Source organism: Brucella sp. IR073 (assembly GCF_049065735.1).
Classification (GTDB): Bacteria; Pseudomonadota; Alphaproteobacteria; order Rhizobiales; family Rhizobiaceae; genus Paramesorhizobium.
This window is the reverse complement of record NZ_JBAKHD010000008.1, coordinates 142,664-165,209: the sequence shown is the minus strand read 5'-3', so window position 1 is coordinate 165,209 and position 22,546 is coordinate 142,664. Positions and strand designations below refer to the sequence as shown.

Here is a 22,546-nt window from a genome sequence, read left to right as displayed (position 1 = left end):
GTCCGCCGGGCGACAGCGGAATATATGAAGGTTCTCCACAATATCTATCATCCGGTCTCGCTGGCCAATGGGGAAGCGGAGAGGGACATTCGGGCGATTGCCTGCGGAATGCGGGATAGTGATATTCTGGCGGCGGAGTTTGCCGAACTCAGCCGGGGTGACGTTCCCTATTTCGAAATTGCCTTCAACGAGGCTGTGCTCTTCGATGGGCAGGGCAGAAAGCTGCCGACTCCGATATCGCACTCGCCGAGCGGGAACGTCGACTATGAGCTCGCCCGCCTCACGCCGGCCTTTATCGAGCAGGTGGAGGAGGACATCCGTTACTCCTTCCTGGCCTACCACGCCCACAAGCAACAGGGTAGCGTGCCGCGCGGCTCCAGCTATGCCGGTCTCGCCGATATTCCCGATGATCGCTGGCTCGCCGAACTTGGGCGCAACGTCCTTGAAGGTGTGATGGAGCGAGCCACCATACTCGAAGGCAATTATTGCTGGCGCAACGTCAAGACGCTTGATGAGCACACGATCCGCCTGGGCTTAAGCGGAAGCGATCTCTATGACGGCTCCGCCGGTCTGGCGCTGGCCTTTCATGCGGTCGGACGCTGGCTCTCCTGTGATCGGTTCCTCGATTTCGCCCGTGTGCTCGCCAGACAGACAATCCGCGAATTGGAGAATGTGAAGGATGGGACGCAGGCTGCGCCCGGCGCCTATGACGGCACGACCGGAATCCTCTGGGCCGCGAGCATGGTCGAGCCGGATCGGCTTCCCTGGATTTTGCCGGTGCTCGACAGGGAGCTTGCCCGGCTATCCCGCCATCTTCTGACTGGTGACTGGAGCGAGTATAAGGACCTCGATATCATCAGCGGCGCGGCAGGCATGCTCGAGATGCTTCTGCGGCTGCACCGCCTTTACCGCCATTATCCTATCGCGGATCACATGGCGAAGCTCGCCGCTTTTACCTTCGAACTCTTGAAGGAAAAATCCGCAGCGCTTCTCACCGAAGACACCCTTCTCGGATTTGCCCATGGAACCGCCGGCGTCTCCTCCGTCCTTGCGCAATATATGACCTATTTCGGACGGCGCGATGCGCAAGCAATCGAAACGATCATGCGCCATATCGCGCACGAAACCCGCCACCGGACGGAAGCCGGCTGGCCACGGCTCGATAAAGGCGGCGGCTGCAACACCTCCTGGTGTCATGGGACCGTGGGGATAGGCTTTTCGCGGCTGCATTGCCGGCCCTATATTCCCGCCGATGTCTATGATGCCGACATGCGCATCGTCACCGCCCTGCTCGGAGAATGGCAGCCGTCCCTCTGCCTTTGCCACGGCATGATCGCGGATTATTGGCTCGCCCGCGCGCTCGGTCTCGACGCAACCGCCATCCTGCATCGAATCCGGCGGGAAACCGAACTTTACGGCATAAGCATGGAAATGGGCCTCACCGGCTTCGAGCTCGCCGGCGCCATGAGCGGCCTCGGCAGCCTCTTTATCGGCGAAATGCTGTTCCTCGAGTGACTGGCAGTCAGCGCGTGGCGATACATGCAATCTGTGAGGTCATGATCAGCCGAGGATCTCCGCTGAAAAATAAATCGTCATAAAAGCAACTATCCGGAAAGATTGCCTGCGTAACAGCGGGAAAATGCGAAGTTTATCCTGGAAAAGAAGGGTATTTACCGGTGGCAATGAGAGGAACGTCGCCCGGTTTAATTTTATCGGCTAGGAAAGAGGAAATTCCCGGATGCGCCCGAAATGTTCGAATATTCTTCCAGCGCCGAGCGCCCGACAATATTTGCTTCGATCAACGGCCTTCCATTCATCTAATCGCGGGCGCAGCAGGACCGGTTGGCAACATCGAGGGGGGCAGATTCGGAAACTTAGCAAGTTATCGAAGTTTTCGCCTGCATCACCGGCAAATCGGGTGATAGTTAGCGATATGGCTAAGCATGATTCTGATCTCTCGCTGCTCTTCCACGCGCTCGCCGATCCCACCCGGCGGGCGATCCTGACACGGCTCGCCGAAGGGCCCGCGCGGGTAACGGATCTGGCTGAGCCCACGGGCCTGCGGCTGCCTACAGTGATGCGGCATCTTTCCGTGCTCGAGGAAGCAGGCTTGATCGCCACGTCCAAGGACGGGCGGATACGCACCTGCGCCATCGTGCCCGAGGCTCTGACTCCGGTACGGACATGGCTCGATGAACAGCGGGCCATCTGGGAGGCCCGGCTCGACCGGCTGGAGGCATTTGTGATGGATGTAATGAAGGAAAGCAACGAATGACACAGAACCTTGCCACGAACAGCGTGATCCGTCCGGTGCCCGATGAAGGGACGGGCCGCTTTGCGACGCTCACCTTTGAGCGGGACGTGGCCGCGCCGCCGGCCGCGCTGTGGGAGGCATGGACAGCCCCGGCGGCGCGGGCGATCTGGGCCGCGCCGTCGCCCTCGGCCAGCGTAGAGTTTCTGGAAGCCGACACGCGGGTTGGCGGGCGCGAAATATCTCTGTGCAGGATGGAAGGCCATCCGGACATCCGCTGCGAGTGCGGCTGGCTGGCGTTGCAGCCGGAGATGCGCAGCGTCAACTACGAGGTGATCTCATCCGAAGGTGTGCCCCAATCAGCGGCGCTGGTAACGGCTAATATCTCGGGCATTGAGGAGCGCAGCCGATTAGTCGTGACGGTCCAGCTTTCCGCGCTGGTCGAGGGCATGGAGACAAACTATCGCGAAGGCTTCGACGGGGGGTTGGACAATCTCGAGGCGGTGGCCGAACGGACCATGGTGCTGCAGCGCGTGATCCGGGCGCCGCGCTCAACCGTTTGGGGTGTGTGGATGAACCCTGAAACCCTGCCGCAATGGTGGGGGCCGGATGGCTTCTCCTGCCGAACGAAGAGGATCGATCTGCGAGCGGGCGGCGAATGGGTGTTCGACATGATCGCGCCTGATGGCACGGTGTTCCCGAACCACCATCTCTATAAGGAGGTCCTGCCTCAGAAGCGGATCGGCTATACGCTGCATTGGGGTGAAAACGGACCCAAACATGCCGACGCCTGGGCCTCGTTCGAAGATCAGGACGGGGCGACGAAGGTGACGCTGGGCATGGTATTCAACACAGCTGCCGAGTTCCAGGATGCGAAGGGCTTCGGCGCCGTGGAACTGGGACTGCAAACGCTGGGCAAACTGGAACGCTTCGCCGTATCCCGCTGAAAGGCCCGATCACGGGTTTCATTTTCTTCGCTCCTCCACTTGCGGCGCCACGGACGGAGCCGCCGCGAATTCCTCCGCGCTGATCCCGAACGCAGCGATCCGCGACGCAAGTGTCGTTGGCTTCATCTCCAGCAATTCGGCCGCGCCGCGGCGACCGGAAACCTTGCCGCCGCATTGCCGCAAGGCCGCGACGATGTTGGCACGGTCGCGTTGGCGCATCTCAGCTTCGGTCAGGACTGTTGCGGAGACGCTTGCTTGTGCCGGGGAGGGCCGGCGGGCCGTTGGCGCGTCGGGTAGGTCGAAATCGAGGCGGTTGTTATGCGATAGGATGATTGCCCGCTCGATGACATTCTGCAGCTCGCGGACATTGCCGGGCCAGTCATAGCGCTGCAGGACTTGGATATTGGCATTCGATAGTGTCAGGTCAGACCGGCGCGCCCGGCTCTCCCGGCTTAGGAAATGCTGGGCGAGGAGCGGAATATCCTCGCGGCGCGCCCTGAGCGGTGCCGATTCGATCGGGAAGACGTTGAGGCGAAAATAGAGGTCCTCGCGGAATGTCCGCGCCTGCACCGCCCGCTTGAGGTCGACATTGGTGGCGGCGATGATCCGGACGTCGACCTTGCGGGTGCGCTCTTCGCCGAGCCGTTCGAACTGGCCTTCCTGCAGGACGCGCAGCAGCTTGCCCTGGAGTTCCAGTGGGATCTCGCCAACCTCGTCGAGAAACAGCGTGCCGCCATCGGCAAGCTCGAAGCGGCCGATCCGGTCGCGCAATGCGCCGGTGAACGCGCCTTTCACGTGACCGAAGAACTCGCTTTCGAAGAGTTCGCGCGGGATAGCGGCGCAGTTAACGCGGATCAGCGGCCGGTCCTTGCGCTCGCTCGCCTCATGAATCGCGCGGGCGATCAGTTCCTTACCCGTGCCGGATTCGCCCGAAATCAGCACCGTGGCGTCGGTCGGCGCGACGAGCGTTATCTGCCGCAGCGTCGCTTGGATCGCTTCCGAGCGGCCGATAATGCCGGCGGCATTCGTCTCGATACGGATTTCCTCCTGCAGATAGGCGTTTTCCAGCTCCAGACGCTGCCGCAGGCTGTCGACCTCCAGAAGCGCGGCGCGCAGCCGCTCGTCCGCTTCCTTGCGCTCGCTGACATCGCGAAAGACGATGACGGCGCCGACGATGACATTGCGGTCGCGGATGGGCGTCGACGTGTATTCGACCCAGACCGGTTTGCCATCCTTGCGCCAGAAGACCTCGTCATTGACCCTGTGTACGGCGCCGTCGCGAAAGGCGGCGTAGATCGGGCATTCGTCATGCGGATAGTGGCTGCCATCCGCCCGGCTGTGATGCATGATCGTGTGGATATCGCGGCCGGCAAGCTCTTCCGCAGTCCAGCCGAGCAGCCGCTCCGCCACGGGATTGACGAATGTGGTTTTGCCTTCGGCGTTCACCCCATAAATGCCTTCGCCGGCGGCGCGCAAGATGAGCCGGTTCTCGCGCTCGATGTCCCGGAAGACCCGCTCGGCCCGCTGCCATTCGGTCAGCCCGCCGCCCAAAAAATCTTCCGCGGCATCGTCGATCGAGCGCCGCCGCCGTTCCGCCAGATCATTGATGACGAGAAGGATCAGCCGCTCCCCGGTATTGCCTCCAACCAGCGAGCCGACATATTCCACGTGGAGTTCCCGGCCCGCGGCGTGTCGCGGCATCAGCCGGGTGCTCCTGTAGGTTCCCTTGTCGATGATCCCTTGAGTGAACACGATCAATGTCGGCAACTGCCCGGCGTGAAGATCGCTGACCTTCGCTTCCAGAAGAAGGCTGCGGTCGTAACCCAGGAGCCGGCAGGCAGCCGCATTGGCGTCGATAATCGCATCCCTGTCCGCATCGATGACGATCTGGGCTTGCGGCGAATGTTCGAAAAGAACCTGCCTGAGCGTGTCCATGACGATATTCCGTAAATGAGTTTACGATTTTTCGTATATCACGAAATTTCGTGACGGCCTATTCACGCCATTACCTGTCCTTTCCCGGCAAAAGCCGCGGAAAGTCGAATTGGCACGCCTCTTGCTTGTTCCCAATCAAGACAAACAGGGGAACGGCAACGATGTTCGAAAATCCATTCGACGAGAAATCCAGATTGAGGTCCCAGGGCTGCAGTTGCGGCCGGCATAAGGATGGAGAGGAACATGCCGCATCCTTCCGGGCAGCGGAGGCCGGAGAGGAAAAGCTTTACGAAAATGTCGTCGCATCGGCCGTGCTGCGGGCGATGTTCCCGCGCGACGCCTCGCGGCGCGGCTTCCTCAAGGCGGTCGGTAGCGCAACGGCGGTAGCGGCGCTGTCGCAGATATTCCCGCTTGCGGCGGCGACGGAAGCCTTTGCGCAGACCGGACCGCTCGAAAAAACCAAACTGAAGGTCGGCTTCATTCCGATTACCTGCGCCACGCCGATCATCATGGCCGCGCCGATGGACTTTTATTCCAGAGAGGGCCTCGACGTCGAGGTCATCAAAACCGCCGGCTGGGCGGTGATCCGCGACAAGACGCTGAACAAGGAATATGACGCGGCACATATGCTGTCCCCGATGCCGCTGGCGATCACCATGGGCATCGGTTCCAATCCGCAGCCCTATGCCATGCCTGCGGTGGAAAACATAAACGGCCAGGCCATCACGCTTGCCATGAAGCACAAGGACCGGCGTGACCCCAGGGATTGGAAGGGCTTCAAATTCGCGGTCCCCTTCGATTATTCGATGCACAACTACCTGCTGCGTTATTATCTGGCCGAACACGGGATCGATCCGGACACGGATGTACAGATCCGTGCCGTTCCGCCGCCGGAAATGGTCGCCAATTTGCGAGCCGAAAACATCGACGGCTTCCTCGGGCCGGACCCGATGAACCAGCGCGCCGCGTATGACGGGGCAGGCTTCATCCATATCCTGACCAAGGAGATCTGGGATGGGCATCCCTGCTGCGCCTTCGCAGCGTCGAAGGAATTCATCAACGAGATGCCAAACACCTATGCGGCGTTGTTGCGCGCCATCATCTCGGCCACGGCCTATGCCCATGAGCCTGACAACCGCAAGGAGATCGCCGCCGCCATCGCCCCGGCCAATTACCTGAACCAGCCGGAAGTGGTGCTCGAACAGATCCTCACGGGCACCTATGCCGATGGCCTTGGCAAGGTCGTGAAGCAGCCGAACCGCGTCGATTTCGATCCCTTTCCCTGGCAGTCCTTCGCCGTGTGGATTCTGACCCAGATGAAGCGCTGGGGGCAGATCAAGGGCGATGTCGACTATGCCTCGATCGCCAAGGAAGTCTTCCTCGCAACCGACACCGCGAAACTGATGGCCGAGGTCGGGATGACGCCGCCGAAGGAGACCACAAAGACATTCGTCGTCATGGGCAAGACTTTCGATCCCGGGGAACCGCAGGCCTACCTCGACAGCTTCGCAATCAGGAAGGTGAACTAGGGTGCAGACATCTTTGACGATCAGGGCAGGGCTGCTTTCGGCCCTCATCCTCGCGGTCTTCCTGGCGCTGTGGCAGTTTTCCACCATGGGAACCGGCCAGACGACGGATATGGACCCCGAATATGCACGCCTGATGGGGCTGACGGCGACGACTGGCAAGTCGGCGCTGCCGGGGCCGGCGGATGTCGTCACCGCGCTCTGGGACCATCTCAGGAATCCCTTCTACGACAACGGGCCGAACGACAAGGGGCTGGGCATCCAACTCGCCTATTCGGTCGGTCGCGTGCTGCTGGGTTATGTTCTGGCGGTCGCGATGGCGGTACCGCTCGGCTTCCTCATCGGCATGTCGCCGCTCGTCAGCCGTGCAGTCGATCCGTTCATTCAGGTGCTGAAGCCGATCTCGCCGCTCGCCTGGATGCCGCTGGCTCTCTACACGATCAAGGATTCGGCGATTTCGGCGATCTTCGTCATCTTCATCTGCGCGCTGTGGCCGATGTTGATCAACACCGCCTTCGGTGTCGCTTCCGTGCGCAAGGAATGGCTCAATGTCGCCCGCACGCTCGAGGTCGGCGGACTGCGCCGCGCCTTTACCATCATCCTGCCCGCGGCGGCGCCGACCATCCTCACCGGGATGCGAATATCGATCGGGATTGCCTGGCTCGTCATCGTGGCGGCAGAGATGCTCGTGGGCGGCACCGGCATCGGCTACTTCGTCTGGAACGAGTGGAACAATTTGTCGATCACCAATGTCATCATCGCCATTCTCGTGATCGGCATGGTGGGCATGCTGTTCGACCAGATCCTGGCGCGAATGACGCGTCTCGTCACCTTTCCGGAGTAGCTAGATGCCGAAATTCATTTCCATCGAAGGCATCGCCCGCCGCTATCCGGTCAAGGGATCGGCGGTGCCGGCCACGATTTTCGAGAATCTCTGGCTGTCGCTCGAGCGCGGCGAATTCGGCTGCGTGATCGGCCACTCGGGCTGCGGCAAGACGACGGTGCTCAACATCCTTGCAGGGCTCGATACACCAGACGAAGGGGCCGTTATCGTCGATGGTGAGGCCGTTTCGGGTCCAAGCCTCGACCGCGCCGTCATCTTCCAGAGCCATGCGCTGCTGCCCTGGCGCACGGTCATGGGCAATGTCGCCTATGCCGTGTCCTCCCGCTGGCCGAAATGGAGCGGAGCGGAGGTTCGCGCTCATGCACGCAAGTTCATCGATCTCGTGGGGCTATCGGGGGCGGAGAACAAGCGGCCTTCGGAGCTTTCAGGCGGCATGAAACAGCGCGTTGGCATCGCCAGGGCGCTGTCGATCACGCCAAAGATGCTGTTGATGGATGAGCCGTTCTCGGCGCTCGATGCGCTTACCCGCGGCACGCTGCAGGACGAGGTGCGGCGTATCTGCGACGAAACCGGGCAGACCTCCTTCATGATCACCCATGATGTCGACGAGGCAATCTATCTCGCCGATAAGATCTTTCTGATGAGCAACGGCCCGAACGCCGTCGTGGCGGAAGTCGTGCGCAATCCCCTGCCGAAGCAGCGCTCGCGCGTCGATCTGCACCGGTACGAGGATTACTACGCCGTCCGCAACCATATCATCGATTTCCTCATCACGCGCAGCAAGGCCTTCGCATCGCAAGGCGCGAGCCACGACCCGCGCAATGTCCCGCACCGGACGCCGCGTGCCGCATCGGCTGGAGCCAATCTCTCCGCCGCCGCCAGCGGGCGCTGATCCCATCGATCATTTACAGTCTTAAAGGAGACCAATCATGAAACGTGCCGACCTCACCGAAAAGCTGCTCGACATCAAGCGCGACAACGGCTGGAGCTGGAAATATATCTGCGAGCAGATCGGCGGCTATTCCGAGGTGCTGATCGTCGGCGCCATCCTCGGCCAGATGAAGTTGACCCGGCCGCAGGCGGAAAATGCCGGTGAGCTCTTCGGATTGACCCCATCGGAAATCCGTATGCTGAACGAGACGCCCATGCGCGGCGCCCCGATGCCGCCGACCGATCCGCTGATCTATCGCTTCTACGAGCTGGTGATGGTCAACGGTCCCGCCTGGAAGGCGCTGATCGAGGAGGAATATGGCGACGGCATCATGTCCGCCATCGACTTCGACATGCAGATCGAGCGGGTGGCGAACCCCAGGGGCGACCGGGTCAAATTCACGATGTCCGGCAAGTTCCTGCCTTATAAATATTACGGCGCCAGCGGGAATGTGCCGGAATATGGTTATCGTGAGGAATAAGCTATTTGGTGGGGCGCCAAAAGCGCCCCGCCAACAACGAGACTATCGGAGGAATGCATGAGCATCGTACCGCCTTTCACGTATGAGACGGCAATCGCCAAGGTCCGGATGGCGGAAGACGGCTGGAACAGCCGCGATCCCGAGCGCGTGTCGCTCGTCTATACCGAGGACAGCCGCTGGCGCAATCGCGCCGAATTTCCGGTCGGGCGCGCCGAGATCGTCGCCTTCCTGACGCGCAAATGGGCGAAGGAACTCGATTACCGCTTGATCAAGGAACTTTTCGCCTTCGCCGGCGACAGGATCGCCGTGCGTTTCGCTTATGAATGGCATGACGATAGCGGCCAGTGGTATCGTTCCTATGGCAACGAGAACTGGGAATTCGCCGAAAACGGGTTGATGGCGCGACGCTTCGCATCGATCAATGACCGGCCCATCGCCGAAGCGGACCGGAAATTCTTCTGGCCGCTCGGCCGCCGGCCTGACGACCATCCCGGCCTTTCGGATCTCGGTCTGTGAGGCTTGAGCGGTTTGCCGCCGGATTGCTCACCAAGCGCGCGGCTCGCGAACCATGTGGATAATATTGGCCGGCATTTAGCAAGAAGGACGATCACCACGCCCGCCTTCGCGTCTGGTCATTGAGAGGAATGCGGGAAGACGGGCGGTCTTGCCAATTCTCATTATAAATTTCAGGTGCGGCCGCAAGACCGCCCGTCCGTCAATTTCCGTTTCGCTTCCCTTGGAGAAAGGCTAGGGATCGTCGCGGGGTTTATGTCCCCACGTCCCGTCTCGGCCTTCCCGAAAGGGACCCTTTAACGGAAACCTCCGAGGCCGCCCGCTCGTCAGCGGTGAACCGGAGGCGCCGGTTCCTCCCCGCGAGACCCGCCGTCGCGAGCCGCGTTCCCGCGGGAGGAACTGAAGCAAACGTTAAACGCTACGGGGAAGTGTGGGATAAGTTTTGGGATAGGGACTGTTTTGAGAGAATGGTGACCGGCTGGAGGTCCGGGAAGAATATCGCTATACAAAGGACAGATTATGGTGGCGGGCAGCGGAGCCGGATCGCATGGATTTCACGCAATCGCAGTTCGCGGGTTTCTTCGATGCGGCCACTTGGTCCCGTGGTGTCGCCTATGCGCGCGCAGGGAGTATTCTTGCGGCCTCCTTCGACGAGACGAAGCAGCTTGCGGTGGGCTCGGTGCGGGGCAGCGGCCGTAACGTCTACCGGCAAACAATCCGGTTTGTAATCAAGCGCCAAGGCGCAATCCCCCCCGCCCCACCGCCGAGGACCGCAGATTGTCGAGCAGGACGGCGACGAGAAGAATAAGGCCGCGGACGACATATTGATAGAAGGCCTGAATATTGAGGAGATTCATGACGTTCTCCGCAATCCCCATGATCATCACGCCGACGATCACGCCCGTCATGGTCGCCCGTCCGCCTGCCAGCGAGACGCCGCCGAGCACGCAGGCCGAGATGACTGAAAGTTCGAGGCCGGTCGCGGCGTTGGGCTGGCCCGAGGTGATGCGCGAGGCAAGGAGAATGCCGGCGATGGCGCAGACGAAGCCCTGCAGCCCGAAGATCCAGATGCGCATATTGGCGACGTTGACGCCCGCCAGCCGAGAAGCCTCGGGGTTGCCGCCGATTGCCAGCGTGTTTTTTCCAAAGACGGTGCGGTTGAGGACGAAGCCGAAGATGACGAAGAGGATCAGCATGATCCAGATCGGCGTCGGCACGGTGAGAAATTGTGAGAGGGCGAGCTGGTAGAATGCCGGATCGTTGATGCCGACGGCGCGGCCATCCGACGAGATGAGGGCGAGGCCGCGCACGATCTGCATGGTTGCGAGCGTGGTGATCAGGGCATTGATGCGGAAGCGGGCGATTACGACGCCGTTTAAAAGCCCCACCAGCGAGCCGCAGGCGAGGGCGGCCAGAAGGCCGAGAATGATGGAGCCGCTCGCATTCGACGCCATCACGGCGACCATTCCCGAAAACGCCACCGTGGAGCCGACGGACAGGTCGAAATCCCGCGAGGCGAGGCAGAACATCATGGTGCAGGCGACAATGCCGATGGTGACGACCGATTGCAGCAACCCCAGCATGTTGCGTTCGGTCAGGAAGTTCGGGACGGCGATGGAGACGATTGCAAAGGCAATCGCGAAGATAACCACCAGCCCCTGTTCTCCAAGAAGGATTTTCTTCAGCGAATTCATGAAAATGGGTTCCTGATCAGTTCGCGGTCGCGGCACGCCGGTCGGGCAGGGCCGCAGCCAGGATATTGCGCTCGTCGAAATCGGCGCGCTCGATGTCCGCCGCAATCCGGCCCTGGCACATCACGATGATGCGGTCGGAAATGCCCATCACCTCGGGCAGTTCGCTTGATATGACGATGATGGACATGCCGGCTTCGGCCAGACTGTAGAGAATGTCGTAAATTTCAGCCTTGGCTCCGACATCGATCCCCCGGGTCGGCTCATCGATGACGAGCACCTTGGCGCCGTGCTCGGAGAGCCAGCGCCCCAGAATGACCTTCTGCTGATTGCCGCCGGAGAGATTGATGATGTCCTGCTTGCGTGAGGGCGTGCGCACCTTGAGCCGCGCTATGAATTGATCGGCGAGCGCGCTTTCCTTCCTGCGGTTGAGGATACCCAGCGGGGAAAAGTGTCGGCGCGAGGAAATGACGATGTTCTCTTCGATCGATCTTCCCTGAATGATGCCGTCAAATTTCCGATCTTCCGGACAGAGCACCATTCCGCTGCTGATTGCCGCGCGGGGACTGTTCGGCGGGACCATCTTACCATCAATCGTCACGCTGCCCTGATAGCGATGATCGGCGCCGTAAAGCAGTCGCGCCATTTCGCTGCGTCCGGCGCCGATGAGACCGAAAAAACCGAGGATCTCGCCCCGCCGCACGCTGAAACTGATCGGATTGCGCAATTTCTCGCCGCAGAGATCCTTTACCTCCAGCCGGATCTCGCCAAGCGGCCGTTCGCGCCAGCCCCAGATGTCGCTGATTTCCCGGCCGACCATCTCGGCAATGACCCGTTCGCGCGTTATATTGGCAATGGAGGGATGATGGGCGGCGAGCCTGCCGTCGCGCAAGACGGTCAGGCTGTCGCAAAGGCGGAATATTTCGTCCAGACGATGGGAAACATAGAGAATGATCGTGCCCTTCGCCTTCAATTTCCCGATCAGCGAGAAGAGGATTTCGCTTTCACGGGCCGACAAGGAGGAGGTCGGTTCATCGAGAGCGATCACGCGGGCATCCAGCATCACCGCTTTGGCAATCTCCACCATCTGGCGCGCGCCGATGGAAAGCGAGGCGACCTTCGCTGCCGGGTCGACATCGATACCGATCTCCTGAAGCTTGGCGCGAACGGTTTCGACCAAGGTTCGGCCATTGATCACACCGGCCTTTGCCGGAAAACGGCCAAGCCAGAGATTTTCCGCAACGGTCAGTTCGGGAACGAGTTGAAGCTCCTGATGGATGACGACGACACCCGCTTTGAAGGCATCGCGCGCCGAGCTGTAATTCTGCTCGACCCCGTCGACGGTAATCGTTCCGGTATCCGCGGACTGGTCGCCCGAGAGAATGCGGATGAGCGTCGATTTCCCCGCCCCGTTCTCGCCCATCAGGCCATGGACTGCGCCTTTCTCGACCGTCAGGGAGACATCCGAGAGCGCCTGAACGCCCGGATATGCCTTGGAAATGTTCCGGAATTCAAGAAATGGCATCGCTGCTCCTTTCGGGAGCCCGGCGACCGCATCGCCGGGCATGCGTTATCACAAGGCTTATTCGATGCCGAGTTCCTTACGCACCTGCTGGTAGTTGTCGCGCAGCGCCAGCGAGCCCGAGGTGAGGGTGAGCATTGGCGGCTCCTTGCCGTTGGCAATCCAATCATACATCATCATGGCGGTCTCATAGCCATGACGCTTCGGCGAGATGATCACCGTGCCGTAGAAACCGGTCGGAGCAGGCTTCTTGAACTCATTGATGGCGGACTCGGCGCCGCCGATGCCGACACCGATGACATCCTTGGCCGGAATACCGACGGACTCCGTGGCGCGGACCGCGCCCAGCACCGCTTCGTCATTGAGACCGAATGCAACCCAGTGCTTGACATCGGGATGCTTGTTGAGAACCGTCGTGGCGGCATTCAACGCCGCTTCCGTATCGGTCCGCGCCTGCGGTGCATCGTATATATTCGCGGCCGGGAAACCTGCGGCCTTCAGCACCGAGATCGCACCGTCCACGCGGTCGACGGCGGTCGGAAGCTGGTCATAGGAAACGCGGATTGCGCCGACGGACTTCATGTCCCAGCCGCGCTTCTTGATTTCGTCGACAATCGCCTGCCCCACAGTTTCGCCGATCTTGGTGGCGGAGATGCCCATATGCGGAACGTTCTCCAGCGGCTTCCCGTCCGCACCGACCAGACGGTCGTCCACCGTCATCAGCTTGAGATTGTTGGCGGCTGCCTTGGCGACGATACCTGGGCCGAGTTTGACGTCGGGCACGCAGATGATGACGCCCTGCGCCCCTTGCGCGCCGAGATTATCGAGGGCCGAAAGGGCCTTCTCGCCATCCTCGGCGCCGATCTTGACGAGGGTAAAGCCTTTTTCCCTGGCCGCCTCATCGGCGAATTTCCATTCGTCCTGAAACCAGGGCTCCTCCGGCTGCTTCACTATGAAACCGATTTTCACATCCGCCGCAAATGCGGCTCCAGCCATGGCGACGGCGAATGCTCCGGCGAGCAGAACTGCCTTCAATGCACGCATTGTCCTTCCTCCCTGAAATGTCGGCATGCCGCTTCCACGGCCGCAGCCATCAGTATCGCCATAAAATCATACCAGTCAATATTTATGTATGATTATTTTCACCCGTTTGTTACTTGATGTTGAGATCCACAGCGGGAGCACTGCTCCGCGCCTTCCGGAGCGCATCGGTCATTTCGATGCGGGCGACGCCAATTAGTTGTTCCATCGCGTGCCGGGCGGCGTCCGGACGGCGCATCCTTATCGCTTCCAGAACGTCCTGATGTTTCAGGATCGCCTGTTCATGCGACTGGCTGGCGCGGTTGGTGAGGCGGAAGCTGGCGAGCAGGGCAGCGCGGATTGCGCTTGCGAACTGGCGATAGACCCAATTGCCGCTCGCATTGATGATGGCGGTATGGAATTCGAGATCCGCGCGGCTCCACATCTCATTATCGCGCGAATTGGCCTCCACCATGTCCTCGAAAGCCCTAGCGATCTGCGCGAGCTGCCGCGCATTCGCATTGGCCGCGGCCTGCGCCGCCGCCGCGGGCTCCAGCAACTGCCGCGCATCGATAAGCGAAGAATAGAAGGTCTCATCGCCGCCGATGGTCAGCATGATATCGAGCAGAAGCGGGTCGAGATAGTTCCAGTTTTCCCGGGGAAGAACGATCGTTCCTGCCCGCGTCCTGGAGCGGATCATGCCGATGGCCGCCATATATTGCATGGCCTCGCGCAGGCTCGTTCTGCTGACGCCGAATTGCTCCGTCAGCTCGGCCTCATTCGGTAGCGTCGCGCTTTCGGCAAATTCGCCCGACACGATCTTCTCGATGAAACGTTGGAGAATCGCCTCGCGAACGCCCCGCTTGCCGCCTTTGGCAATGGGGTCGCCATTGGCCGTCAGGGCGCGGCTGATGGTTCCGTCATTCACTCGTTTTCTCTCCTTCGCGCTGACTCTCCATCTGTCCATTTACCATAACATAGCGATTCACCACCGCTATTAGAAGCAAAATAAATCATATTTATATTGACATTCATCGGATCAAATTTATGGTGCCTGCTTCGAACTCGCGAATAATCATGGAGCACAGCGCTCTGCGCAATAAAGGCGAGGCCATGGGAGCCCACGAACTCATAACCGGTGACTTGCGCCTGCGCATATCGACGAAGGGGGGCGTCATTCTGGGACTCTGGTGGGGCGGCACTGCCGGCGAAGTGCCGCTTTTGCGGCCGGCCATAAGCGATGATGCGGATGCCGCCGCGTCGGGATGCTACCCGCTCGTGCCATTCGGCAACCGTGTCGCGGGAAACCGGTTCTCGTTCGGCGGCAACGATTATACTCTGAAGCCCAACACGGATTGGGATGAACACTATCTCCATGGTGACGGATGGCAGGGGGAGTGGACGGTCGCGAATCTGGCCGCTGACGCCATCACCTTGACCTTCGAGCACCGTGGTGGGCACACGCCATACGAATACCGGGCGGAGCAGGTAGTTTCGCTGACAGAAAATCAACTCGAAATGAAGCTTTCGGTGGAGAATTGCGGTGAACGCGCAATGCTCTTCGGCCTGGGGTGGCATCCGTTTTTTCCGTTAACGCCGCGCACGACGCTTCTGGCACCGGCAGGGTTCTTCCGGACCGAGGCGGATGGGTGGCTGCCCGGCGAGCGCGCGCCGATGCCGGCGGACCTTGATTTTTCCTCGCCGTCCCCATTGCCGCATCGGTGGGTGAATAACGGTCTTGAGGACTGGTCCGGTGAAGCTCTCATCTCCTGGCCGGAGCGGCATACCGCTCTTGCCATTAAGGCCGACCGGCTGTTCAGGCACGCCTTCGTCTTTGTTTCAGACACGTCTTTCGATCCGGATTTCAAGCGCGACTATTTCTGCTTCGAGCCGATGTCCCATCTGGCGAATGGGCATAATCTTCCCGGGCTTGGCGATCTTCAGATCCTGAAACCGGGAGAAAACCTGTCGGGCAGCATCCGCCTGCAGCCGCAAAACCTTGGAATATTTCGATGAAGATCACCAAGCTGACCACCTATATCGTGCCGCCGCGCTGGCTGTTCCTGAAAATTGAGACGGACGCAGGGATTGCCGGCTGGGGTGAGCCAGTGGTGGAGGGGCGCGCATTGACGGTTGAGGCCGCTGTCCACGAGATGGCCGATTACCTTATCGGCAAGGACCCGTTCCTCATCGAGGATCACTGGACGGTCCTCTACCGCGGCGGCTTTTACCGGGGCGGGGCGGTGCATATGAGCGCGCTTGCCGGCATCGATCAGGCGCTATGGGATATCAAGGGGAGGGCGCTCGGCGTGCCCGTCCATTCCTTGCTAGGCGGCCAGCTTCGTGACCGGATCAAGGTCTATAGCTGGATCGGCGGCGACCGCCCCGCCGATGTCGCCCGTAATGCCAGGGACATTGTTGCCCGCGGCTTCAAGGCGATCAAGCTCAACGGCTCCGAGGAGATGCAGATCGTCGATACCAACGAAAAGGTCGATAAGGCAGTCGAGGTCATCGCGACGGTGCGGGAGGCCGTCGGACCGCATATCGGCATTGGCGTGGATTTCCATGGCCGTCTCCACAAGCCGATGGCCAAGGTTCTCGCCAGGGAGCTCGAGCCCTATAAGCTGATGTTCATCGAAGAGCCGGTGCTTTCGGAAAACAGGGAGGCGCTGAAGGAGATCGCCAATCATTGCTCGACGCCGATTGCGCTGGGCGAGCGGCTTTATTCGCGCTGGGATTTCAAATCGGTATTTTCGGACGGTTATGTCGATATCATCCAGCCCGACCTTTCCCATGCCGGGGGCATCACCGAATGCCGCAAGATCGCGGCCATGGCGGAAGCTTATGATGTGGCGCTGGCACCACATTGTCCGCTGGGGCCGATTGCCCTTGCCGCCTGTCTTCAGGTGGACGCGGTGTCCTACAACGCCTTCATTCAGGAGCAGAGTCTCGGGATCCATTATAACGAGGCGAACGACATTCTGGATTATATCTCCAATCCGGAGGTTTTCGCTTACTCCGACGGTTTCGTTGCGATCCCGCAAGGGCCGGGCCTCGGCATAGAGGTGAACGAAGCCTATGTGATAGAGCGGGCGAGGGAGGGGCATCGCTGGCGAAACCCCCTCTGGCGTCATGCCGATGGCAGCGTGGCGGAATGGTGAGAAAGGTCGGCGTCATGTCCAAGCGTCTTTCCGGCAAGCGAATCCTGATCACCGGCGCGGCGCAAGGCATCGGCCTTGCAATCGCCAAAGCCTGCTCACGCGAGGATGCCAGCCTATTTCTGATCGACCGGGAGGCGACGCTGCTGGAGCAGGTTGCCGAGGAGATGAAAGCCGATGGCGCGACGCTCGGGTTTTGCGCGGCGGATATCACCGATGGTCAGGCGATTTCCGAAGCGGTTGAGCGAGCCAACAGCGAGATTGGCACCATCAATGCACTCATCAACAATGCCGGTGTCAACGTCTTCGCCGAACCGCTCGAAACCAGCGACGAGGAATGGGCGCGCTGCTTCGATATCAATCTCAAGGGCGCGTGGAACTGCTGCAAGGCGGTGCTGCCTGGAATGATAGAAGAGGGCGGCGGCGTCATCCTCAACATCGCCTCGACCCATGCCTTCACCATCATCCCGCACACATTCCCCTATCCCCTTGCCAAGCATGCGCTCCTCGGGATGACGAAATCGCTAGGCCTCGAATACGCCGCGCGCAATATCCGGGTAAATGCGATTGCGCCGGGTTATGTATCGACGCAGAAAGTCATCGACTATTGGGACAGTTTTCCCGATCCCAAAGCCGCGAAGGCTGAAACGATGAAGCTTCACCCCGGCGGCAGGATCGCGACGCCGGAGGAAATCGCGATGGCGGCTGTCTTCATGATATCAGACGAATGCCCGTTCATGAATGCCACCTGCCTCACGATTGACGGAGGCCTGAGCGTGCAGCAGCATCCGGCCTGATCGTATTAGTTTGTCCCAGCCGACATTCCCCTGATTTACTGGGTATACGCCTCACACCTGTGGAGACTGGACAAAAACCGAGCCGCCTTTGCGCGCACTTTCCAGCGCCGCCACACCGCATAGCACCGACATGGCTCCCGCCCGCGACCCGGCGCGCTGCCGCAGGCGGTCGTTCGAACCCGGCTTGAAGATCATGTCGCGCATGCGGTTGTCGCCGCCATAATGGCCGCCGGGCTCATGCGGCACCCAGATATGCTCGACGCCGCCGCCGAAACTACGGATGAGCAGGATTTCGTCCGCCGGCGGTTCCGTCCAGGGTTGCTTTTCATATTGCCGCATTTCGATGCGGCCCTTATGGCCGTTGAAGGCGATATGGTGTCCCTCGATCGGCATATAGGTGTTGAGCGAATAGGAGACCTGCACGCCGCTGGCATAGCGGATCGAAGCGGTCATGGTATCGGGAATGTCGATCTCCTCGCGGAAGACGCAGGCATCGCGGACATAGCCATCGACGGTTGAAGGTTCCTCATAAAGCGTATCGAGGAACGGATCGGCGGAGAGATCGAAATAATAATCGCACTCGTCCTTGTGCGGGCAGATGCGGCAGCGCGGTCCGCGAAAAGGTCCGTTGCGGCCGTAATGCAGGAGCTGGCCGAAGCCCTTCACCTCGACGGGATCGGAATCGAGATACCAGTTCAGAAGGTCGAAATGGTGCGTGGCCTTATGCACGAACAGGCTGCCCGACCGTTCGGTAAAGGCATGCCAACGACGGAAATAATCCGCGCCGTGCCTGTTATCGAGATACCAATGGAAATCGACCGACGTGACCTCGCCAATGGCGCCGTCATTGATCAGTTCCTTGATCCGCGCTGCCGTGGGAGCGAAGCGGTAATTGAAGGAGACGTCCACCCGGCGGCCGGTCCTCGCCTCCGCCGCCAGGATGCGGTCGATCTTCTCCGGCGTCGTGGTCATCGGTTTTTCGCTGATCACATCGGCCCCGGCTTCGAGCGCGCGCACGATGATATCGTCGTGGGTATCGTCGGGGGTGCAGACGATCACGAGGGCTGGTTTCAATTCGGCCATCATCAGGTCGAAATCGGCGTAAAGCGGCGCGTCTGATCCGATCATGGCCCGTGCCCGTTCGGCGCGCATGAGGTTCAAGTCGCAGATGCCGACGAGTTCCACATAATCGCTCCACCCCGCAATCAGCTCGCGTCCCCACATCGTCGTGCCGCGATTGCCCGTCCCGACCAGGGCATAGCGCGTGCGTTTCATGTCATGCTCCTCCCTTTTTCCAGCGCCGCGAAGCTGGCTGCGGCGGCATCTCCGCAAATGCCGAGACCCGCGGCGCCAAGCGTGGTGCCCAGCGAAAGCCTGCCATTTTGAATGGTGAGACGAAGGCGTCCGTCCGGTGCCTGCCGGTAAAGATCGCCATGCGCCCTATGCCAGGCGCGTGCCTCCTCGTCATCGGCGCCTTGCATGCCATCGACATAGTGATGGCCGTTGCGCTCGACATGGCCGAGCCCCAGCAGCGCCGCAAGCGCCAGATCCTGTTGCACGGCAATGCCTGCCTGGGTGGTCAAATCCTCGGCCGACATGAAGAAACCGCCATCGCCTTCGACATTCCATTTTTCGACACGGATACGGTTCAAAAGCGAGCGGTAGAAACCCTTGCAGGATTTGGACGACACGCCGCGATAGCCCTGATCGCATGCCAGAAGAAACGCGTCTTTGGTCCCGTCCGATTCATCGATTTCGAGAGGAACGCGCGCCGCCAGCTTTCTTGCGGGGCTGGTGAGGGCAATGGCACGGGGAAAGGGCTGCTCCACGAAAAGCAGGGAGTGGCGCAAGCGAGCCAAGGCGGGTTCGGCCTCGATGCGGTCCAAAAGTTCGAGCACCGCCGCCTCGTCTTCAAACTGTTCGTTGCCGTCGAGCGTTATCCGATAGTCCGGCAGGGCATCCAGCACCGAGGCAATCGCTTTCAGGCGAGCCGCGTCTTCGCTCGGACGTCCGGACACCTTCAGCTTGAAATAGCTGACACCATAGGCGTGAATCTCTTCTTCGAGGCATTCCGGCAAGCCATCATCGACGCGCGGGCCGGAAATATCGCTCGGGGTCAAAGCGTCGAGATAGCCGACGGTATGACGAAGTGCGAGGCTCGACTGCGGCTTGAGGCTGGTGAGGAAGCTCCCGATATCGAAGCCTGAGAGGTCGGACGTGGTGCTTGCATCGATCCGGGGAAGATTGGTGCGGATCGCCTCGGCAATGGAAAGATCGTGCATGCGGCAAAGCGCGTCGAGCACCGCGCGGTCGGTGAGCGCAAGCCCGAAGGAAGCGATGAGATCGTTGAGACCTTCCGTGGCTGCAAGACGGTGCTGCTCGCTTTCCAGCGCCGCGTGCAGGGCGAAAGCGGGCGCGGACGGTGCATCGACCGCAAGCTTGAGGGCGATACGAACTGAGTGACGCAACTGCTCTTCGTTATCAGCGGCGCTCAGCGCCGGGTTCTTGTCGAACCATTTCGGCACCATCAGTTCGGTGGCATAGCCATGCGCGTAGCGGCCTTTGCTATCCTCCACCGTCAGGCGCAGGAAAATCTGGCTCGCCTCGCGCACGGTGGCGGCGCCGAAGCGGAACGGCATGCGCATTGTCACGCGCCGTTCGAAAAGCATGGCATCCCTGACTTTTACCGCTCCCTCGCCGGTCAATTTTCCTCCCCGAAGCGGCCGGCTCCCGGCACCGCCGCTTAATCAGAATGGCAATTTTGTAACCATTTAGTTATTTATTTTCCGAAAGGAAACATCTGTCAAGGCGTGTTTCGCAGGCGGGCTTATTCGGGCCGCAGCACCGCAAGAAGCGTCTCGACGATATGCTGTCCCCAGCGCTCAAGCTCCGCCCGCGCCATCAGGTCGCGCTGGAAAATGGTCGACAGGGTGTAGCGGTTCGAGAGGTAAAAGAACCCGAGTGAGGCGATGGTGAGATAGACATCGACCGGGTCGAGCCCGGCACGGAACTCGCCTGCCTCCCGGCCGCGCCGCAGCACATCCTCCAGTTCGGAAATGAAATTGGAGTGCATCTCGGTAATCACCTTGGACTGCCGGAGATAGCGGGCCTGGTTGAGGTTTTCCGTCGCGAGAATGCTCAGGAATTCCGGGTGATCGAGGTAATAATGCCAGGTGAAGAGCGCGAGTTCCCGCAGACCTTCAGACGGCGCCTTGCGCGTCAGGTCCAGACGGCGTTCGGCATGGCGGATATGGCGATAGGTGTCCTCCAGCACCGCCAGATAAAGCGCATCCTTGTCACCGAAATAATGGTAGATCATGCGCTTGTTGGTGCCGGCGCGGCGCGCGACGACATCAACCCGCGCACCGGCAAGCCCCTTGTCGGCCACTTCGCGCCGCGCCGCCTCCAGAATGGCCGCGCGGGTGCGCTCCGGATTGCGCACCTGCTGGGCGCGTTTCCTCTTTGCCGTTGTTTCGGGCACGGAAACCGGCATCTGTTCTTTTCTGCTTTCGCTCATTCCATAGCCACTTGACAAGGAAGGGGATCGATGGTCCGATGTAACCAATTAGTTATTAAATGACAACAGTCGCATACCCGCATTATCAACTTGGCAGTCATCAGGGAGGAGTTGCCAATGTCCGTGATGCTTCAGAGGCGCGCTGTGCTTACAGCGGGTTTGGCCGCATTTTCACTTGCCGCGCTGGGAGGAGGAAGGGCGTTTTCGCAAGCGACCCGCCTGCGCATGCTCTGGTGGGGGTCGCAGGAGCGGGCCGACCGCACCAACAAGGCCATCGAGGCCTATAAGAAGGTGAAGCCGGACTTGACCATCGCGGGCGAATTCGCCGGCTGGAGCGATTACTGGCCGCGTCTCGCCACCCAGGTCGCCGGGCAAAATGCGCCCGACCTCATCCAGATGGATTACCGCTACATCTTCGAATATGCCCGGCGCGGCGCGCTGGCGCCCCTCGACGATTATCTGGGCAAGGGGCTGAACATCGCCGATTTCGGCGCGATGAATATCGATTCCGGCCGTGTCGACGGCAAGCTCTACGGCATCAATCTCGGCGTCAATTCCAGCGCGCTGATGTTCGATGGCGCTGCGTGGGAAAAGACCGGCGCGACGCCGCCTTCTCAAGTGAAGACATGGGAGGAATTCGCCGAAAACGCCGCGAAATTCGGCGAGAACAAGCCCAAGCCCGGCTATTATGCCACGGCGGATGCGAGCGGCCTTGAGCCCAGCTTCGAAAACTGGCTGCGCCAGCAGGGCAAGTCGCTTTATACCGAGGATGGCAAGATCGGCTACGACGCCTCGGATGCCGGGAAGTGGTTCGCGATGTGGGCGAAGATGCGCGAAAACGGTGCCTGCGTGCCGGCAGATATTCAGGCGCTCGATCAATTGAACATCGAAACCAATGCGCTGACGACCGGCAAAGCGGCGACGGCCTTCGCCCATTCCAACCAGTTCGTCGGCTATCAGGCCCTTAACAAAGCCAAGCTTTCGCTTGCCGCCTACCCGAAGATCGCGGCGGATGCGCCTTCCGGCCATTACCTGAAGCCATCGATGCTGATCAGCGTCGCCAATGGCAGCAAGGGCATCGCGGATGCCGTTGGCTTCATCAATTTCCTCGTCGCCACGCCCGAAGGCGTCGACCTTCTGGGTGTCGAGCGCGGCGTTCCCGCATCGAGCTCCATGCGCGATCAACTGACCGGAAAGCTGGACGATGTGAGCAAGAGCATGGTGCAATATATCGCTGACATCACCCCCGGCGTCGGCCCTTTGCCGCCCGCTCCGCCGCCCGGCGCGGGCGAGTTCGCCTTCGCGCTGAAACGCGTGGCGGAGGAGGTGGCGTTCAAACGGATCACGCCCGAGGAAGGCGGGACACGTCTCGTCCAGGAAGCGGAAAATATCGTCAAGCGGAAGTAGCGGCTG

Annotated in this window: 20 protein-coding genes; 12 read left to right on the top strand and 8 right to left on the bottom strand. The window is 60.6% G+C overall.

Features of this window, described 5'->3' with window-relative positions; all coding sequences use genetic code 11:
- From ACOWVG_RS16650 to ACOWVG_RS16640, 3 genes are all read left to right on the top strand, one after another.
- Positions 1–1,515: lanthionine synthetase LanC family protein (locus ACOWVG_RS16650; protein ID WP_420963439.1), on the top strand; the 1,515-nt coding region annotated here is incomplete at its 5' end.
- Between the two features lie 418 nt (positions 1,516–1,933).
- A complete protein-coding gene (locus tag ACOWVG_RS16645; RefSeq protein ID WP_420963438.1) occupies positions 1,934–2,275 on the top strand; it encodes an ArsR/SmtB family transcription factor in 342 nt (113 codons plus the stop codon).
- The gene (locus tag ACOWVG_RS16640; protein WP_420963437.1) at positions 2,272–3,198 is read left to right on the top strand and encodes an SRPBCC family protein; all 927 of its coding nucleotides are present in this window, start codon (positions 2,272–2,274) and stop codon (positions 3,196–3,198) included. Before ACOWVG_RS16645 ends, ACOWVG_RS16640 begins: the two co-directional genes overlap by 4 nt.
- Positions 3,199–3,216: 18 nt before the next feature.
- Here ACOWVG_RS16640 and ACOWVG_RS16635 read toward each other — a convergent pair whose 3' ends face one another.
- On the bottom strand, positions 3,217–5,133 hold the full coding sequence (locus tag ACOWVG_RS16635; protein WP_420963436.1) for a sigma 54-interacting transcriptional regulator: 1,917 nt from the start codon (positions 5,131–5,133) through the stop codon (positions 3,217–3,219).
- A 161-nt stretch (positions 5,134–5,294) separates the two neighbouring features.
- On the opposite strand from ACOWVG_RS16635, the gene ACOWVG_RS16630 reads away from it, so the two are divergent.
- The 5 genes from ACOWVG_RS16630 to ACOWVG_RS16610 are packed head-to-tail and all read left to right on the top strand — an operon-like array spanning position 5,295 to position 9,431.
- On the top strand, positions 5,295–6,662 hold the full coding sequence (locus ACOWVG_RS16630) for a CmpA/NrtA family ABC transporter substrate-binding protein (protein ID WP_420963435.1): 1,368 nt from the start codon (positions 5,295–5,297) through the stop codon (positions 6,660–6,662).
- A gap of 1 nt (position 6,663) precedes the next feature.
- Positions 6,664–7,503 carry a nitrate ABC transporter permease gene (ntrB, locus tag ACOWVG_RS16625; RefSeq protein ID WP_420963434.1) on the top strand — a complete coding sequence of 280 codons (840 nt, stop codon included), beginning with the start codon at positions 6,664–6,666 and terminating at the stop codon, positions 7,501–7,503.
- A gap of 4 nt (positions 7,504–7,507) precedes the next feature.
- Positions 7,508–8,395: an ABC transporter ATP-binding protein gene (locus tag ACOWVG_RS16620; protein ID WP_420963433.1), complete on the top strand. Its 888-nt coding sequence runs from the start codon at positions 7,508–7,510 to the stop codon at positions 8,393–8,395.
- Positions 8,396–8,432: 37 nt separating this feature from the next.
- Positions 8,433–8,915 (top strand): cyanase, encoded by a 483-nt coding sequence (gene cynS, locus ACOWVG_RS16615; RefSeq protein ID WP_420963432.1) that lies wholly within the window; start codon positions 8,433–8,435, stop codon positions 8,913–8,915.
- Positions 8,916–8,972: 57 nt separating this feature from the next.
- Positions 8,973–9,431: a DUF1348 family protein gene (locus ACOWVG_RS16610; protein WP_420963431.1), complete on the top strand. Its 459-nt coding sequence runs from the start codon at positions 8,973–8,975 to the stop codon at positions 9,429–9,431.
- Between the two features lie 725 nt (positions 9,432–10,156).
- Here the strand turns inward: ACOWVG_RS16610 and araH are convergent.
- From araH to ACOWVG_RS16590, 4 genes are all read right to left on the bottom strand, one after another.
- Positions 10,157–11,122: an L-arabinose ABC transporter permease AraH gene (gene araH / locus ACOWVG_RS16605; protein ID WP_420963430.1), complete on the bottom strand. Its 966-nt coding sequence runs from the start codon at positions 11,120–11,122 to the stop codon at positions 10,157–10,159.
- Between the two features lie 16 nt (positions 11,123–11,138).
- Positions 11,139–12,644 carry an L-arabinose ABC transporter ATP-binding protein AraG gene (araG, locus tag ACOWVG_RS16600; protein ID WP_420963429.1) on the bottom strand — a complete coding sequence of 502 codons (1,506 nt, stop codon included), beginning with the start codon at positions 12,642–12,644 and terminating at the stop codon, positions 11,139–11,141.
- A gap of 57 nt (positions 12,645–12,701) precedes the next feature.
- The gene (locus ACOWVG_RS16595) at positions 12,702–13,685 is read right to left on the bottom strand and encodes an arabinose ABC transporter substrate-binding protein (protein ID WP_420963428.1); all 984 of its coding nucleotides are present in this window, start codon (positions 13,683–13,685) and stop codon (positions 12,702–12,704) included.
- Between the two features lie 109 nt (positions 13,686–13,794).
- Positions 13,795–14,589, bottom strand: coding sequence for a FadR/GntR family transcriptional regulator (locus tag ACOWVG_RS16590; protein ID WP_420963427.1), 795 nt, complete (start codon positions 14,587–14,589; stop codon positions 13,795–13,797).
- A 149-nt stretch (positions 14,590–14,738) separates the two neighbouring features.
- On the opposite strand from ACOWVG_RS16590, the gene ACOWVG_RS16585 reads away from it, so the two are divergent.
- Genes ACOWVG_RS16585 through ACOWVG_RS16575 form a run of 3 tightly spaced genes read left to right on the top strand, consistent with a single transcriptional unit; the run spans position 14,739 to position 17,616 of the window.
- Positions 14,739–15,677 carry an aldose 1-epimerase gene (locus ACOWVG_RS16585; protein WP_420963426.1) on the top strand — a complete coding sequence of 313 codons (939 nt, stop codon included), beginning with the start codon at positions 14,739–14,741 and terminating at the stop codon, positions 15,675–15,677.
- The gene (gene dgoD / locus ACOWVG_RS16580; protein WP_420963425.1) at positions 15,674–16,822 is read left to right on the top strand and encodes a galactonate dehydratase; all 1,149 of its coding nucleotides are present in this window, start codon (positions 15,674–15,676) and stop codon (positions 16,820–16,822) included. Before ACOWVG_RS16585 ends, dgoD begins: the two co-directional genes overlap by 4 nt.
- Before the next feature lie 14 nt (positions 16,823–16,836).
- Positions 16,837–17,616: an SDR family oxidoreductase gene (locus ACOWVG_RS16575; RefSeq protein WP_420963424.1), complete on the top strand. Its 780-nt coding sequence runs from the start codon at positions 16,837–16,839 to the stop codon at positions 17,614–17,616.
- 51 nt (positions 17,617–17,667) lie between these two features.
- Here ACOWVG_RS16575 and ACOWVG_RS16570 read toward each other — a convergent pair whose 3' ends face one another.
- The 3 genes from ACOWVG_RS16570 to ACOWVG_RS16560 all read right to left on the bottom strand — a co-directional run bounded on the left by ACOWVG_RS16570 (position 17,668) and on the right by ACOWVG_RS16560 (position 21,133).
- A complete protein-coding gene (locus ACOWVG_RS16570; RefSeq protein ID WP_420963423.1) occupies positions 17,668–18,891 on the bottom strand; it encodes a Gfo/Idh/MocA family protein in 1,224 nt (407 codons plus the stop codon).
- Positions 18,888–20,321: a mandelate racemase gene (locus tag ACOWVG_RS16565; RefSeq protein ID WP_420963422.1), complete on the bottom strand. Its 1,434-nt coding sequence runs from the start codon at positions 20,319–20,321 to the stop codon at positions 18,888–18,890. Before ACOWVG_RS16565 ends, ACOWVG_RS16570 begins: the two co-directional genes overlap by 4 nt.
- A gap of 122 nt (positions 20,322–20,443) precedes the next feature.
- The gene (locus tag ACOWVG_RS16560; protein WP_420963421.1) at positions 20,444–21,133 is read right to left on the bottom strand and encodes a TetR/AcrR family transcriptional regulator; all 690 of its coding nucleotides are present in this window, start codon (positions 21,131–21,133) and stop codon (positions 20,444–20,446) included.
- Between the two features lie 117 nt (positions 21,134–21,250).
- On the opposite strand from ACOWVG_RS16560, the gene ACOWVG_RS16555 reads away from it, so the two are divergent.
- A complete protein-coding gene (locus tag ACOWVG_RS16555; RefSeq protein ID WP_420963420.1) occupies positions 21,251–22,540 on the top strand; it encodes an ABC transporter substrate-binding protein in 1,290 nt (429 codons plus the stop codon).
- The last annotated feature ends 6 nt before the right edge of the window (positions 22,541–22,546 follow it).

What these genes read in the sequence shown, in the direction of transcription:
- ACOWVG_RS16645 (WP_420963438.1), top strand. Translation starts at nt 1,934, where the DNA reads ATGGCTAAGCATGATTCTGATCTCTCGCTGCTCTTCCACGCGCTCGCC.
- ACOWVG_RS16640 (WP_420963437.1), top strand. Translation starts at nt 2,272, where the DNA reads ATGACACAGAACCTTGCCACGAACAGCGTGATCCGTCCGGTGCCCGAT.
- ACOWVG_RS16635 (WP_420963436.1), bottom strand. Translation starts at nt 5,133, where the DNA reads ATGGACACGCTCAGGCAGGTTCTTTTCGAACATTCGCCGCAAGCCCAG.
- ACOWVG_RS16630 (WP_420963435.1), top strand. Translation starts at nt 5,295, where the DNA reads ATGTTCGAAAATCCATTCGACGAGAAATCCAGATTGAGGTCCCAGGGC.
- ACOWVG_RS16620 (WP_420963433.1), top strand. Translation starts at nt 7,508, where the DNA reads ATGCCGAAATTCATTTCCATCGAAGGCATCGCCCGCCGCTATCCGGTC.
- cynS (WP_420963432.1), top strand. Translation starts at nt 8,433, where the DNA reads ATGAAACGTGCCGACCTCACCGAAAAGCTGCTCGACATCAAGCGCGAC.
- ACOWVG_RS16610 (WP_420963431.1), top strand. Translation starts at nt 8,973, where the DNA reads ATGAGCATCGTACCGCCTTTCACGTATGAGACGGCAATCGCCAAGGTC.
- araH (WP_420963430.1), bottom strand. Translation starts at nt 11,122, where the DNA reads ATGAATTCGCTGAAGAAAATCCTTCTTGGAGAACAGGGGCTGGTGGTT.
- araG (WP_420963429.1), bottom strand. Translation starts at nt 12,644, where the DNA reads ATGCCATTTCTTGAATTCCGGAACATTTCCAAGGCATATCCGGGCGTT.
- ACOWVG_RS16595 (WP_420963428.1), bottom strand. Translation starts at nt 13,685, where the DNA reads ATGCGTGCATTGAAGGCAGTTCTGCTCGCCGGAGCATTCGCCGTCGCC.
- ACOWVG_RS16585 (WP_420963426.1), top strand. Translation starts at nt 14,739, where the DNA reads ATGGAGCACAGCGCTCTGCGCAATAAAGGCGAGGCCATGGGAGCCCAC.
- dgoD (WP_420963425.1), top strand. Translation starts at nt 15,674, where the DNA reads ATGAAGATCACCAAGCTGACCACCTATATCGTGCCGCCGCGCTGGCTG.
- ACOWVG_RS16575 (WP_420963424.1), top strand. Translation starts at nt 16,837, where the DNA reads ATGTCCAAGCGTCTTTCCGGCAAGCGAATCCTGATCACCGGCGCGGCG.
- ACOWVG_RS16570 (WP_420963423.1), bottom strand. Translation starts at nt 18,891, where the DNA reads ATGAAACGCACGCGCTATGCCCTGGTCGGGACGGGCAATCGCGGCACG.
- ACOWVG_RS16560 (WP_420963421.1), bottom strand. Translation starts at nt 21,133, where the DNA reads ATGAGCGAAAGCAGAAAAGAACAGATGCCGGTTTCCGTGCCCGAAACA.
- ACOWVG_RS16555 (WP_420963420.1), top strand. Translation starts at nt 21,251, where the DNA reads ATGTCCGTGATGCTTCAGAGGCGCGCTGTGCTTACAGCGGGTTTGGCC.